Annotated in this window: 12 protein-coding genes and 1 pseudogene; 11 read left to right on the top strand and 2 right to left on the bottom strand. The window is 45.3% G+C overall.

What is annotated here, in order from left to right; all coding sequences use genetic code 11:
* Positions 1-26 precede the first annotated feature (26 nt).
* The 4 genes from AAHK14_RS13075 (at position 27) to AAHK14_RS13060 (ending at position 5,491) form a co-directional block, all read left to right on the top strand.
* Positions 27-2,177, top strand: a complete 2,151-nt coding sequence (locus tag AAHK14_RS13075; protein WP_172823661.1) for a protein-disulfide reductase DsbD domain-containing protein — start codon at positions 27-29, stop codon at positions 2,175-2,177.
* 250 nt (positions 2,178-2,427) lie between these two features.
* Positions 2,428-3,702: a phospholipase A gene (locus AAHK14_RS13070; protein ID WP_156064950.1), complete on the top strand. Its 1,275-nt coding sequence runs from the start codon at positions 2,428-2,430 to the stop codon at positions 3,700-3,702.
* Between the two features lie 108 nt (positions 3,703-3,810).
* Positions 3,811-4,464: a ComF family protein gene (locus AAHK14_RS13065; RefSeq protein WP_065254952.1), complete on the top strand. Its 654-nt coding sequence runs from the start codon at positions 3,811-3,813 to the stop codon at positions 4,462-4,464.
* A gap of 241 nt (positions 4,465-4,705) precedes the next feature.
* Complete coding sequence (locus tag AAHK14_RS13060; RefSeq protein ID WP_346818206.1) at positions 4,706-5,491, top strand: hypothetical protein; 786 nt, start codon at positions 4,706-4,708, stop codon at positions 5,489-5,491.
* 89 nt (positions 5,492-5,580) lie between these two features.
* Here AAHK14_RS13060 and AAHK14_RS13055 read toward each other — a convergent pair whose 3' ends face one another.
* Together AAHK14_RS13055 and AAHK14_RS13050 are read right to left on the bottom strand one after the other, a co-directional pair.
* Positions 5,581-7,347 carry a GspE/PulE family protein gene (locus AAHK14_RS13055; RefSeq protein ID WP_065254953.1) on the bottom strand — a complete coding sequence of 589 codons (1,767 nt, stop codon included), beginning with the start codon at positions 7,345-7,347 and terminating at the stop codon, positions 5,581-5,583.
* 385 nt (positions 7,348-7,732) lie between these two features.
* Complete coding sequence (locus tag AAHK14_RS13050; protein WP_194092530.1) at positions 7,733-7,960, bottom strand: hypothetical protein; 228 nt, start codon at positions 7,958-7,960, stop codon at positions 7,733-7,735.
* A 275-nt stretch (positions 7,961-8,235) separates the two neighbouring features.
* On the opposite strand from AAHK14_RS13050, the gene alaS reads away from it, so the two are divergent.
* The 7 genes and pseudogenes from alaS (at position 8,236) to AAHK14_RS13015 (ending at position 14,371) form a co-directional block, all read left to right on the top strand.
* Positions 8,236-10,905 carry an alanine--tRNA ligase gene (gene alaS / locus AAHK14_RS13045; protein WP_197035869.1) on the top strand — a complete coding sequence of 890 codons (2,670 nt, stop codon included), beginning with the start codon at positions 8,236-8,238 and terminating at the stop codon, positions 10,903-10,905.
* Positions 10,906-10,950: 45 nt separating this feature from the next.
* Positions 10,951-11,343, top strand: a complete 393-nt coding sequence (locus tag AAHK14_RS13040; RefSeq protein ID WP_065254955.1) for a carboxymuconolactone decarboxylase family protein — start codon at positions 10,951-10,953, stop codon at positions 11,341-11,343.
* A 187-nt stretch (positions 11,344-11,530) separates the two neighbouring features.
* On the top strand, positions 11,531-11,782 hold the full coding sequence (locus AAHK14_RS13035) for a hypothetical protein (protein WP_156064954.1): 252 nt from the start codon (positions 11,531-11,533) through the stop codon (positions 11,780-11,782).
* Positions 11,782-12,297 (top strand): hypothetical protein, encoded by a 516-nt coding sequence (locus AAHK14_RS13030; protein ID WP_156064956.1) that lies wholly within the window; start codon positions 11,782-11,784, stop codon positions 12,295-12,297. Before AAHK14_RS13035 ends, AAHK14_RS13030 begins: the two co-directional genes overlap by 1 nt.
* A gap of 36 nt (positions 12,298-12,333) precedes the next feature.
* Positions 12,334-13,620, top strand: a complete 1,287-nt coding sequence (locus AAHK14_RS13025) for an aspartate kinase (RefSeq protein ID WP_065254957.1) — start codon at positions 12,334-12,336, stop codon at positions 13,618-13,620.
* 147 nt (positions 13,621-13,767) lie between these two features.
* Positions 13,768-13,935: pseudogene (gene csrA / locus AAHK14_RS13020) on the top strand (carbon storage regulator CsrA); the annotation flags it as partial.
* Positions 13,936-14,026: 91 nt separating this feature from the next.
* A complete protein-coding gene (locus AAHK14_RS13015; RefSeq protein ID WP_062498159.1) occupies positions 14,027-14,371 on the top strand; it encodes a HopJ type III effector protein in 345 nt (114 codons plus the stop codon).
* Positions 14,372-14,419 lie beyond the last annotated feature (48 nt).

The following is a 14,419-nucleotide window of genomic DNA, read 5'->3' as shown; positions in this document are numbered from 1 at the left end:
TTTATCATTTCATCATGGCTAAAAATATGTCAAAATTCACCTGTTCGCCCCGTTTTTCCATCCTAGCGATTGCTTTGTCTTTGACTCTGCCCTTGCCAGCGATGGCATTGTCTGCTGATACCGCCAAAAGTGATGGCAGTGTATCAAGTTTATTCGCCCAGCAACCCAAATCAAAATTTTTACCTGTTCATCAGGCTTTTAACGTCTCTGCCCATCAGCAAGGTAACCTACTCACACTCACATTTGGCGTAACGCCTGGGCATTATGTATATAAAGACAAAATCAAACTGACCCTACCTGATGGTGTGAGCATGGGAACATGGTCATTTAATAAAACACACACCATGATAGATGACCCTGAGTTTGGACGGGTAGCGGTGTTTGATGATGACGTGGTGGCAACTGTTAAATTGACCGCCAGTGCTGATACGAATGCTCCGATAAGTATTCGCTGGCAGGGCTGTGCCAAGGCGGGGCTATGCTATCCTCCTGAGACGCTAAATACCACCATCAATCTGACAGGCAGTTCTGATTCATCAAAAAATAATGACACAGGCACTCAGACCACAAATAAGACAAGCCCATCTAGAAAAGGTGCACCCAAAGACGCAGGGTCTGGCTTAAATAATGACTCAAACCATGCTTTGGATAAAAGAAATCCAAATGTAGCACCTGCCCAATCTGGACAGACAGCGACAAATCAAAATGAGGTGAGTTTATCCACCAACCAAAATGCCACGCTTGATCAAACATCATCAACCCCATCATCGCCATTGGTAACTCATGTGCTTGATGATGAGCAAGGGGGGGTCATGGGTGAGCCAAATATGGGTTTGGACAGTCATACCTCTGATGGTAGGGTCAATCTCTCAACCAATGCCTCAACCAATACCCAAACTAAGACAACCTTAGACACCAATCATCAGGCGCTCAGCAGCCAAAGCGACCCCTTTGGTATTAACAAAAACCCTGCTTTGGCGGTATTGTTGCTCTTTTTGGCAGGATTGTTGTTATCCTTTACACCATGTGTCTATCCAATGATACCGATTGTTGCTAATATTGTAACGCACAACAAATCTAACACCGCTTTAAAGGGCTTTGTTTTGTCGGGCAGTTATGGACTGGGTGTGGCGACGGCTTATGGCGTGTTGGGCGGTCTGATTGCGTGGTTTGGGCAGGCGGTGGGTGTGCTTGGACTACTGCAAAACCCTTATGTACTGGGGGTGTTTGCCATTATTTTTGCCTTGCTTGCCCTGTATATGTTTGACATCATCAAGATAACTTTGCCGTCGGGCGTGCGAGACATTTTGCACAGAAAATCCCAATCTGCCGATGATAAGCTCGGCAGTGTGGGCGGTAGCTTTGTTGCTGGGGCGTTGTCGGCATTGGTGGTGTCGCCTTGTGTGTCTGCTCCCATGGCAGGGGCTTTGACGGCAGTCTCAGCAAGTGGTAGCGTGCCTTTTGGATTCATCGCCCTGTTTTCGTTGGGGTTTGGCTTGTCCATACCGCTCATGTTCATCGGTCTGGCACAGGGCAAGTTTATGCCCAAAGCAGGCGAGTGGATGAACCGTGTCAAGGAATTTTGTGGGCTGTTATTGCTCGCGGTGTCGCTGTCTCTATTAGAGCGACTGCTGTTCTCGCCTGTCATGCTTGTCATTTGGGCGGTGTGGTTTGCGATGACGGCGGTATGGCTGTTTAGAATAAAAAATATGGCATCCCATGCCTTTGCCTTGGTAGGGGTTGTTTGGACGGCGTGCCTTGTGGTGGGGGCGAGCATGGGGGCAAATGACCCATGGCGACCTTTGAGCAAACTTGGGACAACAGCGACAGCGACCATCGCAGATGCTAGGGCAGATATTAAGATAAGCAGTCTGGATGAACTTGACCCCATTCTTGCCAGTCATGAAAAAGTACTGGTGGATGTAACCGCCGATTGGTGTGTGGAATGTCGCATCATGGAACGCACACTGTTTACCAACCGCCCCGAGGTGCTGTCAAATTATCAAGTTGTTAAACTGGATATCACTGAGACCAATGACGACAGCCGAGCCGTATTGGCACGTTATGGGCTGTTTGGGCCACCTGCATTGCTCATTTATCAGCAAGGACAATTACAAACCATGTTGCTCGGTGAGGTTAAGCGTACCGATTTTGAGACTGCATTGGCAAAATTTTGATGATTTTTTAAATAATTAGGGTGTGCCTACCTTTTGTGTTTTTCATACAAATACCAAAGGTGGGCACGTCCTAATTACTGTTTGATTTACAATTTACAAGCATGTTTGATTTTTGTTAAAATATGCTGTTTGTTCTAGTGTATAATGATTGATAAAATTAGATAAGGTTTAGATACATGATGCCCAATGTACCGCTCTTATTTGATGAGCGGCTAACATCATTTGCGTTATGTGCTTGTGTGAGATATTTATGAATTTTATTCCAAAGCGATTGAGCCTTGCTGTGTCATTCTTGTTACCATGTTTGGGTGTCATGAGTGGGCAGGCATGGGCAGAAGAGATGATACTACCCATCTCTGATGAGCGTGTGCAGATAAGTGAGCTTGACATTGCAAGCCCCATATACGATGAACGGCTGTTTTTTGATTGTGCGTCTGTGTTAAATGATGGCGAGCGTTTGGCATGTTTTGATAGCATTGCCCTAGGTAGGGTGCCAAGCGTGCTTCATGAAAAACGTCCCCTTGATTTAAAACAGACATTTGGACATCTTATAAAAGGCAGTCCACAAATTGCCTTTATTGAGCCTGTCAAGTATTCATCGGCCATTGATATGACTTTAACAGACGATGGCATGAATGAGATGAGTGATGATATGAGTCCTAACATCAGTGCCAGCGGCTTTGGTAGTGTGGATGGTGGTAGATACACTCCGATGAGTCTGGCTTATGACTTGGACAAAAACAGTGGTGGACTGTGGAAGGCTCGTCCCCATAACCCCATGTATGTCCTGCCGGTGTTTGTCAATACCAAACCCAACCGTTCGGTCAGCACCTCAACTCAAGAAGTGGTGGACTATACCGACAATGACATTCGTAGTACCGAGTTAAAATTCCAAGTGTCATTTAAATCCAAAGTTGTCGAAGACCTGTTTGGCACGAACGCAGACATGTGGTTTGGCTATACTCAGCAGTCGCATTGGCAGGTGTATAACGAAGATAACTCACGTCCGTTTAGGGCTCATGACTATGAGCCAGAGCTGTTCATCACTCAGCCTGCGGTGGCAGACCTGCCCTTTGGTGGTAGGTTGCGTATGTTGGGTGCAGGTGTGGTACATCACTCAAATGGTGAGGGTGACCCGCTGTCACGTTCGTGGAATCGTGCCTATGCCATGGCAGGAGCAGAGTGGGGTAAGTTTACGGTCATGCCACGTGTGTGGGGGCGTATCTTAAAAAAGGACAATGGCTCCAAGCCCAACGATAATCCTGATATCATGGATTATTATGGTTATGGTGATGTGCGTTTTATGTATCAGTTTGATAAGGGTAATAACGTATCAGGCACTTTGCGTTATAATCCTAAGAACAGCAAAGGAGCGATTCAACTTGACTATGTTCGCCCCATCGGCAAAGGCGTAAGTGGTTATGTTCAGCTGTTTCATGGCTATGGCTCATCCATCATTGATTATAATCATGAGTCTACAACCGTGGGTGTGGGTGTGATGTTAAACGATTGGATGGGGTTATAATCCTTGCCTGCTCGTCTGCCCCCATATGCCCTTGCCATGCTTGCTTCATACATACATGAGTGTTGCCAGTTATGTGGACAAGCGATAGGTGTCAGAGCTGATTTAAAGATGGAACATGCAATCCAGCATGCCCCATTTTACCATGCCCCTTTTTATCGTACGCCATTACTTTGTATCTATTGCCATGCACAATGGGCGGATAGATTGCCAATATTTGTCATACGTGATGATAAGCAGGAGATGCCTTTGTATGCAGCTGCTTATTATGAGGTGCCATTAAAGCGGGTCATGACGGTTTTTAAGGATAAAGCGAATGTATCATCACTTATGGTTTTGTATCATCTGATGAGATACGTCAGGCGACCCCAAGGCGTGAGTGCCGATAACGCCGTGCTTGTTCCAACTCCGACCACAGGCACTCGTTTGGTGGAACGGGGTTTTCACCCTGTGCTGATTTTGACCAAGTATTTATCTTTTTTGTGGCAGATACCGATATGGCAGGGCATCTCTCGCTTGGATAATGCCATTCATCAGCGTGGTCTTAGCCGTAGCGACCGCCTGTATAACGTCAAGCATGATTTTTATCTGACCGACCCTTTGCCGACTCGTCATGCGATACTGGTGGATGATGTCGTAACCACAGGGTCAACACTGCTTGCCATGGCAAATGCCATTTGGGCGGAACATTCCACTACCAAGATTCATGGCGTTTGTGCGTTGCATGGGCGAGATGGGATTCATCTGCCGGTGTGGGGTAGGTGATGGGTGGCTTTTGACGGATGAGAATCGATTTAAAAACTTTGTCTTGCCATACATAAGATTGTTGTTTTTATAAAACAATCTTTTTTGGTAATTTGAAGTCTATACGTTTACACAACAAAACATGAAAGTCATCAAAATATCACAAATCCCTTTGAATTGACTATTGATTTTATGGCTTTTTAATATTAAAATGAAAGCATATAAATTAATATTTAGTTTATATATTACTTTTGGAGAAAAAATGATGAAAACTTTAAAGTTAGCAACCCTAACTACTGTGGTACTATTTTCTGGTACTGCCATGGCAAATGTCGTAACTGATGCAGGTCACACTATTGTGGACAGTGGCAAAACTGTATTTACCACACTAGCCAAACCAGGTGCCATCAATGCTGAGATTGGTACATTGGGCTATGGTGCGAGCATCGCATGGTCAGCCAACGAATCAACCGAAGTGGTCGCTGGTTGGAATGGTGGTAGCTTTGATGTGGATACCGATATTGGTGGTAGCGACTCTATCATCAACTGGAAAAAAGTACTGGGCGATGAGTGGGACGACTACCAAGGCAACCTAAGACTTGATGGTGATTATAGCAACCCTTATGTTGGTGTTAATCTACGTCCTTGGAAAAACCGCTTGACCGTGGGTACTGGTGTCATTGTGCAAGACAACAAGCTTAATGCCACCCTAACCTCCCAAGAGGGCAAAGCGACCATTAAGATTGATAACAAAGAGTATCAGGTTAATGGCGACATTAACGTTAAGGCAAAGTCTGGTAATACCCTAGCTCCTTACTTGACTTTGGGTGTTAAGCCAAACATTAACAGCAACAGCCGTCTAGGTTTCTTTGGTGAGGTGGGTGCTGCCTATACTGGTAAATGGAAAACCGAGGTGAATGTGGATAACGCTACTGTTCTAGGCGGTCAACGTGAAAAAGAGTTCAAAGCTGACTTAGAAAAAACCATCAGAGATAATAACCCTACTTGGTATCCTATTGTTAAAGTTGGTGCAACCTACCGTTTCTAATCCAAGCATCCAACTTAAAACCCCAAAGTTTTAAACTTTGGGGTTTGTTTTGATTTCGGGTTTTGGAATTTTTTAGATGGCATTGTCGGTCAATTTAATGGAACCACCCTTAGCACTTCTTCAAGCGTGGTAACACCTTCTGCCACACGTTTTGCCCCCTCTATGCGTAAGGGCAGTACGCCCTCAGAGTGTGCTTGGCGTTTTAGGTCGTCAAGGCTTGCGTCTTTGGCAACCAGTTTTTTGAGTTCGTTAGACAACGGCAAAATCTCATACAGCCCGATTCGCCCTTTATAACCTGTATTTCGGCATTTATCACAGCCCACAGGCACATAAATTTTGGACGGTACCGGAGCATTCCACGGAGCGACAAGCCCACGCCATTCGTCCGCTAGGGGCGAGTTTTCGCTCACGTCTTGGGCGGATTTACAATGGGGGCAAAGCGTTCTGACAAGCCTTTGAGCCATAATACCCAAAATGGTTGCCGATGTCAAAAACGGCTGAACGCCCAAATCATGTAGCCGTGTCAAGGAGCTTGGAGCGTCATTGGTATGCAAGGTGGATAACACCAAATGCCCCGTGAGACTTGCCTGCACCGCCATGTCTGCCGTCTCGCCGTCTCGGATTTCGCCCACCATGATGATGTCGGGGTCTTGTCGCATGAGCGAGCGAATGCCGTCTGCAAAGTGCAAATCAATCGCCGAGTTAATCTGCATTTGGTTAAAAGACGGCTCAATCATCTCAATCGGGTCTTCAATGGTACATACGTTCACTTTTTCGGTAGCAAGTTGTTTGAGTGTGCTATATAAGGTGGTGGTTTTGCCTGAACCCGTTGGACCTGTTACCAGAATAATGCCGTTGGGATGAGAGGTGAGAGCGTGCCACGTTTCTAGCTGTTTGCCCGTCAAGCCAAGCTGGGCAAAGGTGCGTACCAGCACTTCGGGGTCAAACACACGCATGACGAGCTTTTCGCCAAAAGCGGTGGGCAACGTAGATAGACGAAGTTCGGTTTCTAGTCCTTTTGGCGTGCGGGTTTTTAATCGCCCGTCTTGGGGCTTTCGTTTTTCGGCAACGTTTAGTCGCCCCAAAATCTTGATACGAGCGGTAACGGCTGTCAAAATCGCACTCGGCATCTCATACACGGTATGTAACACCCCGTCAATTCTAAATCGCACCTTGCCCGTCTCACGGCGTGGCTCCAAATGAATGTCGGAAGCTCGCTGTTCAAAGGCATATTGTAAGAGCCAATCCACAACCTTGACGATGTGTTGGTCATTGGCATCGGGATTGCTATTATCGCCAAGTTGGAGCAGGGCTTCTACGTTGGTAACGTCCGCACTTGCTTTTTTGTGGGCGATGTCTGCCCCTGCGATGGCTTTTGTTACTTGATAGAACTCGGCACGGTAGCGACTTAGCTGTTCGGGCGACAGATAGACGGTTTTGATGGTTTTGGGGTGGACGATGTGGCTGATGTTGGCATGCCAATCGTGATAAAAAGGTTGGTCAGTGCCGATGATGACTTCTGTGTCGGTCACAGCAATGGGCAGAATGTACTGATTTTTGGCGTACTCAAAGGACATAATACCTGTCACGCTCGGCACATCCACTTTTAGGGGGTCAATTCGCACCACGTCCACGCCAGCTTTGCCCGCCAACCACAGATTGAGCTTATCCAAAGTTAGGGGCTGATGGTCTAATAAATTGGTCAGATTAAAACGGGCGATGTTTTGGACAGGGTGCAAGGCAGGGTCGTTACGACTGGTGATGACAAGATTGTATGATTTTTGGTCAATGCGACCTTCTTTTAATAACTCATCCAAGCACCAACGCAAATCGACGATTAGGGACAACTCATTCATGACAGCTCTATTTGTGATAAATAAATGCTATTGTAACATGAATTACTTAGCTTTGTTTAGGGCGTGCCTGCCCTTTATAACACTATTTAGAATTTAGAAAATATTTTAGAAATAAATTAACCGTTTTTGCATGAAAAATGGCTAAATCTTGTTTTTCTGCGTCAAAAGCTTGTTTGATAGAACGACTATCAAACTTCACTTTTTCCTTGAAAAACGTGCGATTTCTCTCGTTTTTCATTGCAAATACAAAAGGCAGGCACGCCCTAACCAAAATAAAGACAAGCCATGATAGGGCGTGCTATCATGGCGTATCTGTTGTTTCGGCTGTGGCTTGGCTCTCTGGCTGGTATTGTGATATTAGGCTAGATAAGCTGTGCCAAAAGCGTTACTGCGTTTTTTGTTGATTGGGAGTGGGGCTGGCAGAGTTTGTCATGGCAGCGATACGTTTGGTAACGACAAGGGCGATGGGAATGCTTACCACAAGTCCTGCGACCACGGCACCAAGCACCGTTTGCGTATTGGTCATGTCATTGACAAACACCACAATCATCAAAACCCCAATGAGTACGGTAGAAGCAATCGAAAAGATGGCACTAAACAGTGGAATGTTCATGGTAAATCCCCTATTACTTTTATGGATAAAATCTATACGCTATTTATACACCTTTTTTACATGAATGTTAAGCGTTTTTATCTAAAATTCCATAATTTTTATAAGGGTTTCATATTAATTCCAAAAAGTTATTAAAATTTTTAGATTTTCAACCAAATTTTGTGAAAAATTGGTTAAAATCACTGTTAATTATGGCGGTTTGTGATAAAATTAACCGTTTATTTAAAATTAAATTCGCCCCATGATTTTTAAAAATCACAGGCAATCTACTGGATATGACCATGACAACCGCTCACTTAAATAAAACCATGCAACTGACCGAAGTGCGTCAAGCCTTTATTGACTTTTTTAAAAGCAAAAACCACACGCCTGTACCGTCATCTAGCCTAATTCCGCACAATGACCCCACGCTACTGTTTACCAACGCCGGCATGAACCAATTTAAAGACACCTTTTTGGGGTTAGAAAAGCGAGACTATGTGCGTGCCGTGTCATCACAAAAATGCGTGCGTGCAGGAGGCAAGCACAACGACCTTGACAATGTTGGCTACACCGCCCGTCATCATACGTTTTTTGAAATGCTCGGTAATTTTAGTTTTGGCGATTATTTTAAAAAGGATGCCATTGCCTTTGCGTGGGAGTTTTTGACCGATGACAAATGGCTTGCCTTGCCAAAAGACCGCCTTTATGTTACCGTCTATCATACCGACGATGAAGCCTTTGACATTTGGCATAAGGACATCGGGCTTGCCCCTGAGCGGATTATTCGCATTGGCGATAAAGGCGGACTTTATCAGTCGGATAACTTTTGGGCGATGGGCGATACAGGACCTTGCGGGCCTTGCTCCGAGATTTTTTATGATTATGGCGAGCATATCGCAGGCGGGCTACCGGGTACGCCTGACGAAGACGGCGACCGTTATGTGGAGATTTGGAACTGTGTATTTATGCAGTTTAACCGCCAAAAAGACGGCACGCTAGAACCCTTACCTAAGCCGTCCGTGGATACAGGTATGGGGCTAGAACGTATCAGTTCGGTCATGCAGGGCAAATATGGCAACTATGAGACGGATTTGTTTATCAATCTCATGAATGCGACCGCCCAAGTGATTGGCGTGGAAAATACTTATGAGCCGTCTTTTAAAGTCATCGCCGACCATATCCGTGCCGTGTCGTTTCTCATCGCTGACGGTGTTCGCCCAAGTAACGAAGGGCGTGGCTATGTCCTACGCCGTATCATTCGCCGTGCGGTACGTCATGGCAATAAACTGGGGGCAGACGGGGCGTTCTTTTACAAACTTGTCCCCGCTCTTATCAAGGAAATGGGCGAAGCCTATCCGCAATTGATTGAAAAACAAGACGAAATCGGAGCGGTCATTTTAAAAGAAGAAGAACAATTTGCCAAAACACTGGCACAGGGTTTACGCCTATTATCAGGCGAATTAGAAAGTTTAAACACAGGCGACACCTTGACAGGCGAGACCGTGTTTAAGCTGTATGATACCTATGGTTTCCCAACCGACCTAACTGCCGACATCGCTCGTGAGCGTGGCGTGGGTATTGATGAAGACGGCTTTAATGTGGCGATGGAAGCCCAACGCACTCGTGCCAGAGAAGCGGGTAAATTTGATGTGGATTACACAAGTAGCGTAAAGGTGGAGACCCCAACCGAATTTGTCGGCTATGACCTGCTAGACAACCAAAGCCAAATCATGGGCGTGTATCAAGACGGCAAGGCGGTGGAGCGTCTGGGCGAAGGCGATGAAGGTGTGATTGTGCTGTCTGCCACGCCATTTTATGCCGAAGGTGGCGGTCAAGTGGGCGAGATAGGCGAGATTAGCACGTCCACAGGGGTGTTTTTTGTCGAAGACACCAAAAAATCAGGCACGGCGATTATCCATTATGGCACGGTAAAAATGGGCGAGATTGCCCCAAATCAGTCCGCCAACGCCCAAGTAATTGCCGATGTGCGTAAAGCGTCTGCTAAAAACCACTCCGCCACGCACCTACTACACGCCAGTTTGCGTGCGGTGCTAGGCACAGGCGTTGCCCAAAAAGGCTCGCTGGTGTCGGCAGATGTGCTTCGTTTTGACTTCTCTTATGATAAGCCAATCAGTCATGATGAGCTGACTACCATTGAACGCATGGTAAACGAGCAAATCCAAAAAAATACCCCCGTGCAGATTGAATACCTGCCCATTGATGAAGCCATTGGCAAAGGGGCAATGGCTCTGTTTGGCGAAAAATATGGCGAAACCGTGCGTGTGCTGACCATGGGGACAAATGCCGATAACTCTACGTTCTCCATTGAGCTGTGCGGTGGTATCCACGTGGCTCAAACAGGCGACATCGGTCTGTTTAAAATCGTCTCCGAGAGTGGTATCGCATCGGGCGTTCGCCGTATTGAAGCCTTGACAGGCATGGGGGCGGTGCGTTATGTGCAGACAGGCGAGACGATTTTGGGTAATTTGGCAACGAATTTTAAGGCAAAACGTGGCGAGATTGAAACCCGTGTCGGTAGCCTTGCCGAGCGTAACCGTGAGCTTGAAAAACAGCTAGAACGCACCGAGCAAAAACTGGCAAGCCTACAAGCGGTGTCGCTACTACAAAATGCGGTCAAAGTGGGCGAGACAAACCTACTCATCGCCAAAGTGGCAGGCGTGGACGGTAAAGCCATTCGTGGACTCATGGACACCCTAAAATCTCGCCTTGACGGAGTGATTGTACTGGTGGGCGAGAGTGATGATTTGGCACTGTCGGCAAGCGTGGCGAAGGGCTTGACTGATAAAGTCAAGGCAGGCGACATCATTCGTCATTTGGCAAGCGAATTGGGCGGTAAAGGTGGCGGTAAGCCTGACTACGCCCAAGGCGGTGCGGACAAGTCGGATAAATTGGACGGCATTTTGACCGCTTTGCAAACTAAATTAACTGGCGAGCTGGCTTAATTCATATCCAATCTTGATTGTGTCAATTTGATAAAAGGAGTATTTATGTCAAATAGCAACCATAACGACACTTACCAAAACGGCATTGCCACTCGCAAAGCCGTCATGGGTGAGACTCATGTGGAGCGTGCGATGAGCAATGTTACGCCATTTACCGCCCCACTTCAAGATTGGATAAACGAACACGCATGGGGTTCTACTTGGCAAAGGGGTGTGCTTGACAAAAAGATACGCTCGCTTGTTACCATGGCGTTTTTGATTGCTCAAAAATCACCCACAGAACTCAAAGGGCATATCCGTGGGGCAATCAACAACGGAGCAAGCGTTGAAGAAATTCAAGAAGTGTTATTGCACAGCCTGCCGTATTGTGGAGCCCCTGCCACTCAGGAAGCGTACCGTGTGGCAGTGGAGATTTTGACCGAATTGGAAAAAATTTAGGGCATTGTTTAATAAAGATACATTTTAAAATTTGGACGTGTAGGGGCGAATTGCAATTCGCCCGTACAATTTTGTACGACAATCCCAATTTGTAAGGTGCGTAATACGCACCAAGTTTATGCTGATTGCACAAATTGGTGCATGGTACGCACCTTACACCCAAAAACTTTTTAATTAGAAAATTGCAATGGTTGTTAAAATCGTACGCTATACCACTTGTTTGATATTCTTTTTGTTAATGCTTGGTAGTATTGATGAAAGTAGTGTTTGGACATCAGTAAGTTTTTTGACTGGTATAGTAATGACAATTGACGAAAAAACCATTTGCCAAAAACTTAAAGTCAAAAATTATTGGATTTTTTATGCGGTATGGATTTTTGTGGCGGTGATGATAATGGCGGTGGCCTTTTATTTTGAATTACAGGGGTATAATTTGTAATGGCATATTATCAAGAATATGATTATCGTATTCCTGCAAAATTTGGAATAAGGATAATGCTGATTGGTAATATCGTGAGTATTGCAATGATATTTTTGCCTGAAAATTCTTTTGGCTTTATGTCAGTTATTATCTCTATGATTGGTATATTATTGTTAATTTTATTTAATCTGCTTGGAGTGTTCATAGTTATTAAATCATTACAACCAACTAAAAAGATTGTTGTAACTGATACTTACATTCGTTTTCCCAAAAAACCATTATCAAATGATATTATTACCATATATTATGACAATATAACAAAATTTGAAAGGGGTTTTATGCGAGAGCATAGTACCCTTGAAATCAAAGATAAAAGACAAAGGGGTGTATTGGCAGATATTGGTTTTCTTGATAAAGAAAATTTTGAAAAAATTTACGACCACATTCATTGGGTAAATTATACCAACAAATTAGGCAAAGAATTAGGGTTATCCGAAGCACAAAAATCCCAACTTTTAAACAAACTCATTTAATCTTCCAAAGCCATTTTTATTTTATAAGGAAAAATTATGGCACTAATCGTCCAAAAATACGGTGGTACTTCCATGGGGAATACCACTCGTATCAAAAATGTCGCCAAGCGTGTCAAACGCTGGCACGACCACGGTCATCAAGTGGTGGTGGTGGTTTCGGCAATGAGCGGAGAAACCAACCGACTCATCGGTTTGGCTCGTGAAATTTCAAACGACCCAGACCCTCGTGAATACGACCAAATGGTTGCCACAGGTGAGCAGGTATCTATTGCCTTGCTTGCCATGGCACTAAAAGATTTGGGTGTGGATGCCAAATCCATGACAGGGCGTCAAGTTGCCATTAAGACCGACACTACCCACACCAAAGCCCGCATTGAGCATATTGATGCTGATAACCTAAAACAAGAACTCGCTGACGGTAAAGTACTGATTGTGGCAGGCTTTCAAGGCGTGAACGAACACAATGACTTAACCACGCTCGGTCGTGGCGGTTCGGACACCACAGGCGTGGCAATTGCCGCCGCCATTGGGGCGGACGAATGCCAAATCTACACAGACGTGGACGGCGTGTACACCACCGACCCACGAGTAACCTCAAAAGCCAAAAAGCTCTCCAAAATCACTTTTGAAGAAATGCTAGAAATGGCAAGTCTTGGCTCAAAAGTGCTACAAATCCGCTCGGTGGAATTTGCAGGCAAATACAAAGTGCCACTTCGTGTCCTATCTAGCTTTGATGAAGGCAATGACGGGGCTTTTGATGATGAATTTAAACAAACTGTCGGTACGCTAATTACCGCTGATGAAGGAGATGATATGGAACGTGCCGTAATCTCAGGCATTGCCTTTAACCGTGATGAAGCCAAAATCGTTGTGCTTGGTGTGCCAGACCGACCTGGCATTGCCTCTGCCATTTTAAGCCCGATTGGCAAAGCCAACATTGAAGTGGATATGATTATCCAAAATATGTCCGAAAATGGCGTAACCGATTTTAGTTTTACCGTGCCTCGTGGCGACTTTGACAAAGCCATGAAAATCCTAAACGAGCAAGTCAAAGACGACATCGGAGCCAGTGATGTAGTGGGGGCGAGCGATGTGGTCAAAGTCTCTATCGTGGGCGTGGGCATGCGTTCGCACGCAGGCGTGGCAAGCAAAATGTTTGAAACATTAGCATCTGAGAACATCAACCTACAAATGATTTCAACTTCCGAGATTAAGGTCTCTGTACTTATCAAAGAAGAGCATTTAGAAAAGGCAGTCAAATCGCTACACACCGCCTTTGGTCTTGACCGTGAAGACGGTGAGAGCAAGGTTGCAGGGCTTTAATTGTAACCATAAAATTTACCAATCATAATGATTGCGTAAAATTTTATAAAAAAAGCTGACAAGTTACCCAAGAAGTTTTATAATAACAACTTGGGTAATTTTTATTTTTTCTGCTTTTTAGCATTGTTTTTATAGCAAGGAGCTATTATGTTAATCCTAACTCGCCGTGTTGGCGAAACCCTCATGATTGGCGATGAAGTCAGTGTTACTGTGCTGGGTGTTAAAGGTAACCAAGTCCGCCTTGGTGTCAACGCCCCCAAAGACATCGCTGTCCACCGTGAAGAGATTTATCAGCGTATCCAACACGAACGCTCTATGCAAATGCACATGAGCCATCTAGAACAAGGCAACTTTGCCCCACCATCATTTGACGACGACGATTATTTTAATCGCTAATGGATGCATGATGAATCACACTGACATTTCACGGTTGTTAAATGGCATTGAGCAGGGCGGTTTGACGTTCAAAGACGTGCTTGCCTTTATTGATGCCAATTACACTTATACGCCTGTCGCCTTTCATAATGGCGAAGCGGTCAATCCTGCCGGCACTAACGAAGGCTCTGCCAAGGTGTTTAGTCTTGCCAAACTGCACGGTCTAAATCAGCTTGATACCTTAAAGCTGTTTGCCGAGCATTATCAGGCGGTGCTAGACACACCAGACGGCACCGATCACGCCAATATCCGTAACTTTTTGCATTATGGTTGGCAAGGGTTTGGCATGCCTGTGAGTGCTTTGACTGCTCGCTAATTTTGTAAATTTGATAAAATAAGCCTGATTTTAAAATTTTACTTGAAA

It is taken from the genome of Moraxella sp. K1664, assembly GCF_039693965.1.
Classification (GTDB): Bacteria; Pseudomonadota; Gammaproteobacteria; order Pseudomonadales; family Moraxellaceae; genus Moraxella.
This window is presented reverse-complemented; position numbering and strand designations above follow the sequence as displayed.

Coding starts and splice junctions, on each gene's coding strand:
- AAHK14_RS13065 (WP_065254952.1), top strand. CDS start 3,811: ATGGAACATGCAATCCAGCATGCCCCATTTTACCATGCCCCTTTTTAT.
- AAHK14_RS13055 (WP_065254953.1), bottom strand. CDS start 7,347: ATGAATGAGTTGTCCCTAATCGTCGATTTGCGTTGGTGCTTGGATGAG.
- AAHK14_RS13025 (WP_065254957.1), top strand. CDS start 12,334: ATGGCACTAATCGTCCAAAAATACGGTGGTACTTCCATGGGGAATACC.
- AAHK14_RS13050 (WP_194092530.1), bottom strand. CDS start 7,960: ATGAACATTCCACTGTTTAGTGCCATCTTTTCGATTGCTTCTACCGTA.
- AAHK14_RS13070 (WP_156064950.1), top strand. CDS start 2,428: ATGAATTTTATTCCAAAGCGATTGAGCCTTGCTGTGTCATTCTTGTTA.
- AAHK14_RS13075 (WP_172823661.1), top strand. CDS start 27: ATGTCAAAATTCACCTGTTCGCCCCGTTTTTCCATCCTAGCGATTGCT.
- AAHK14_RS13030 (WP_156064956.1), top strand. CDS start 11,782: ATGGCATATTATCAAGAATATGATTATCGTATTCCTGCAAAATTTGGA.
- AAHK14_RS13040 (WP_065254955.1), top strand. CDS start 10,951: ATGTCAAATAGCAACCATAACGACACTTACCAAAACGGCATTGCCACT.
- AAHK14_RS13060 (WP_346818206.1), top strand. CDS start 4,706: ATGATGAAAACTTTAAAGTTAGCAACCCTAACTACTGTGGTACTATTT.
- AAHK14_RS13035 (WP_156064954.1), top strand. CDS start 11,531: ATGGTTGTTAAAATCGTACGCTATACCACTTGTTTGATATTCTTTTTG.
- AAHK14_RS13015 (WP_062498159.1), top strand. CDS start 14,027: ATGAATCACACTGACATTTCACGGTTGTTAAATGGCATTGAGCAGGGC.
- alaS (WP_197035869.1), top strand. CDS start 8,236: ATGACCATGACAACCGCTCACTTAAATAAAACCATGCAACTGACCGAA.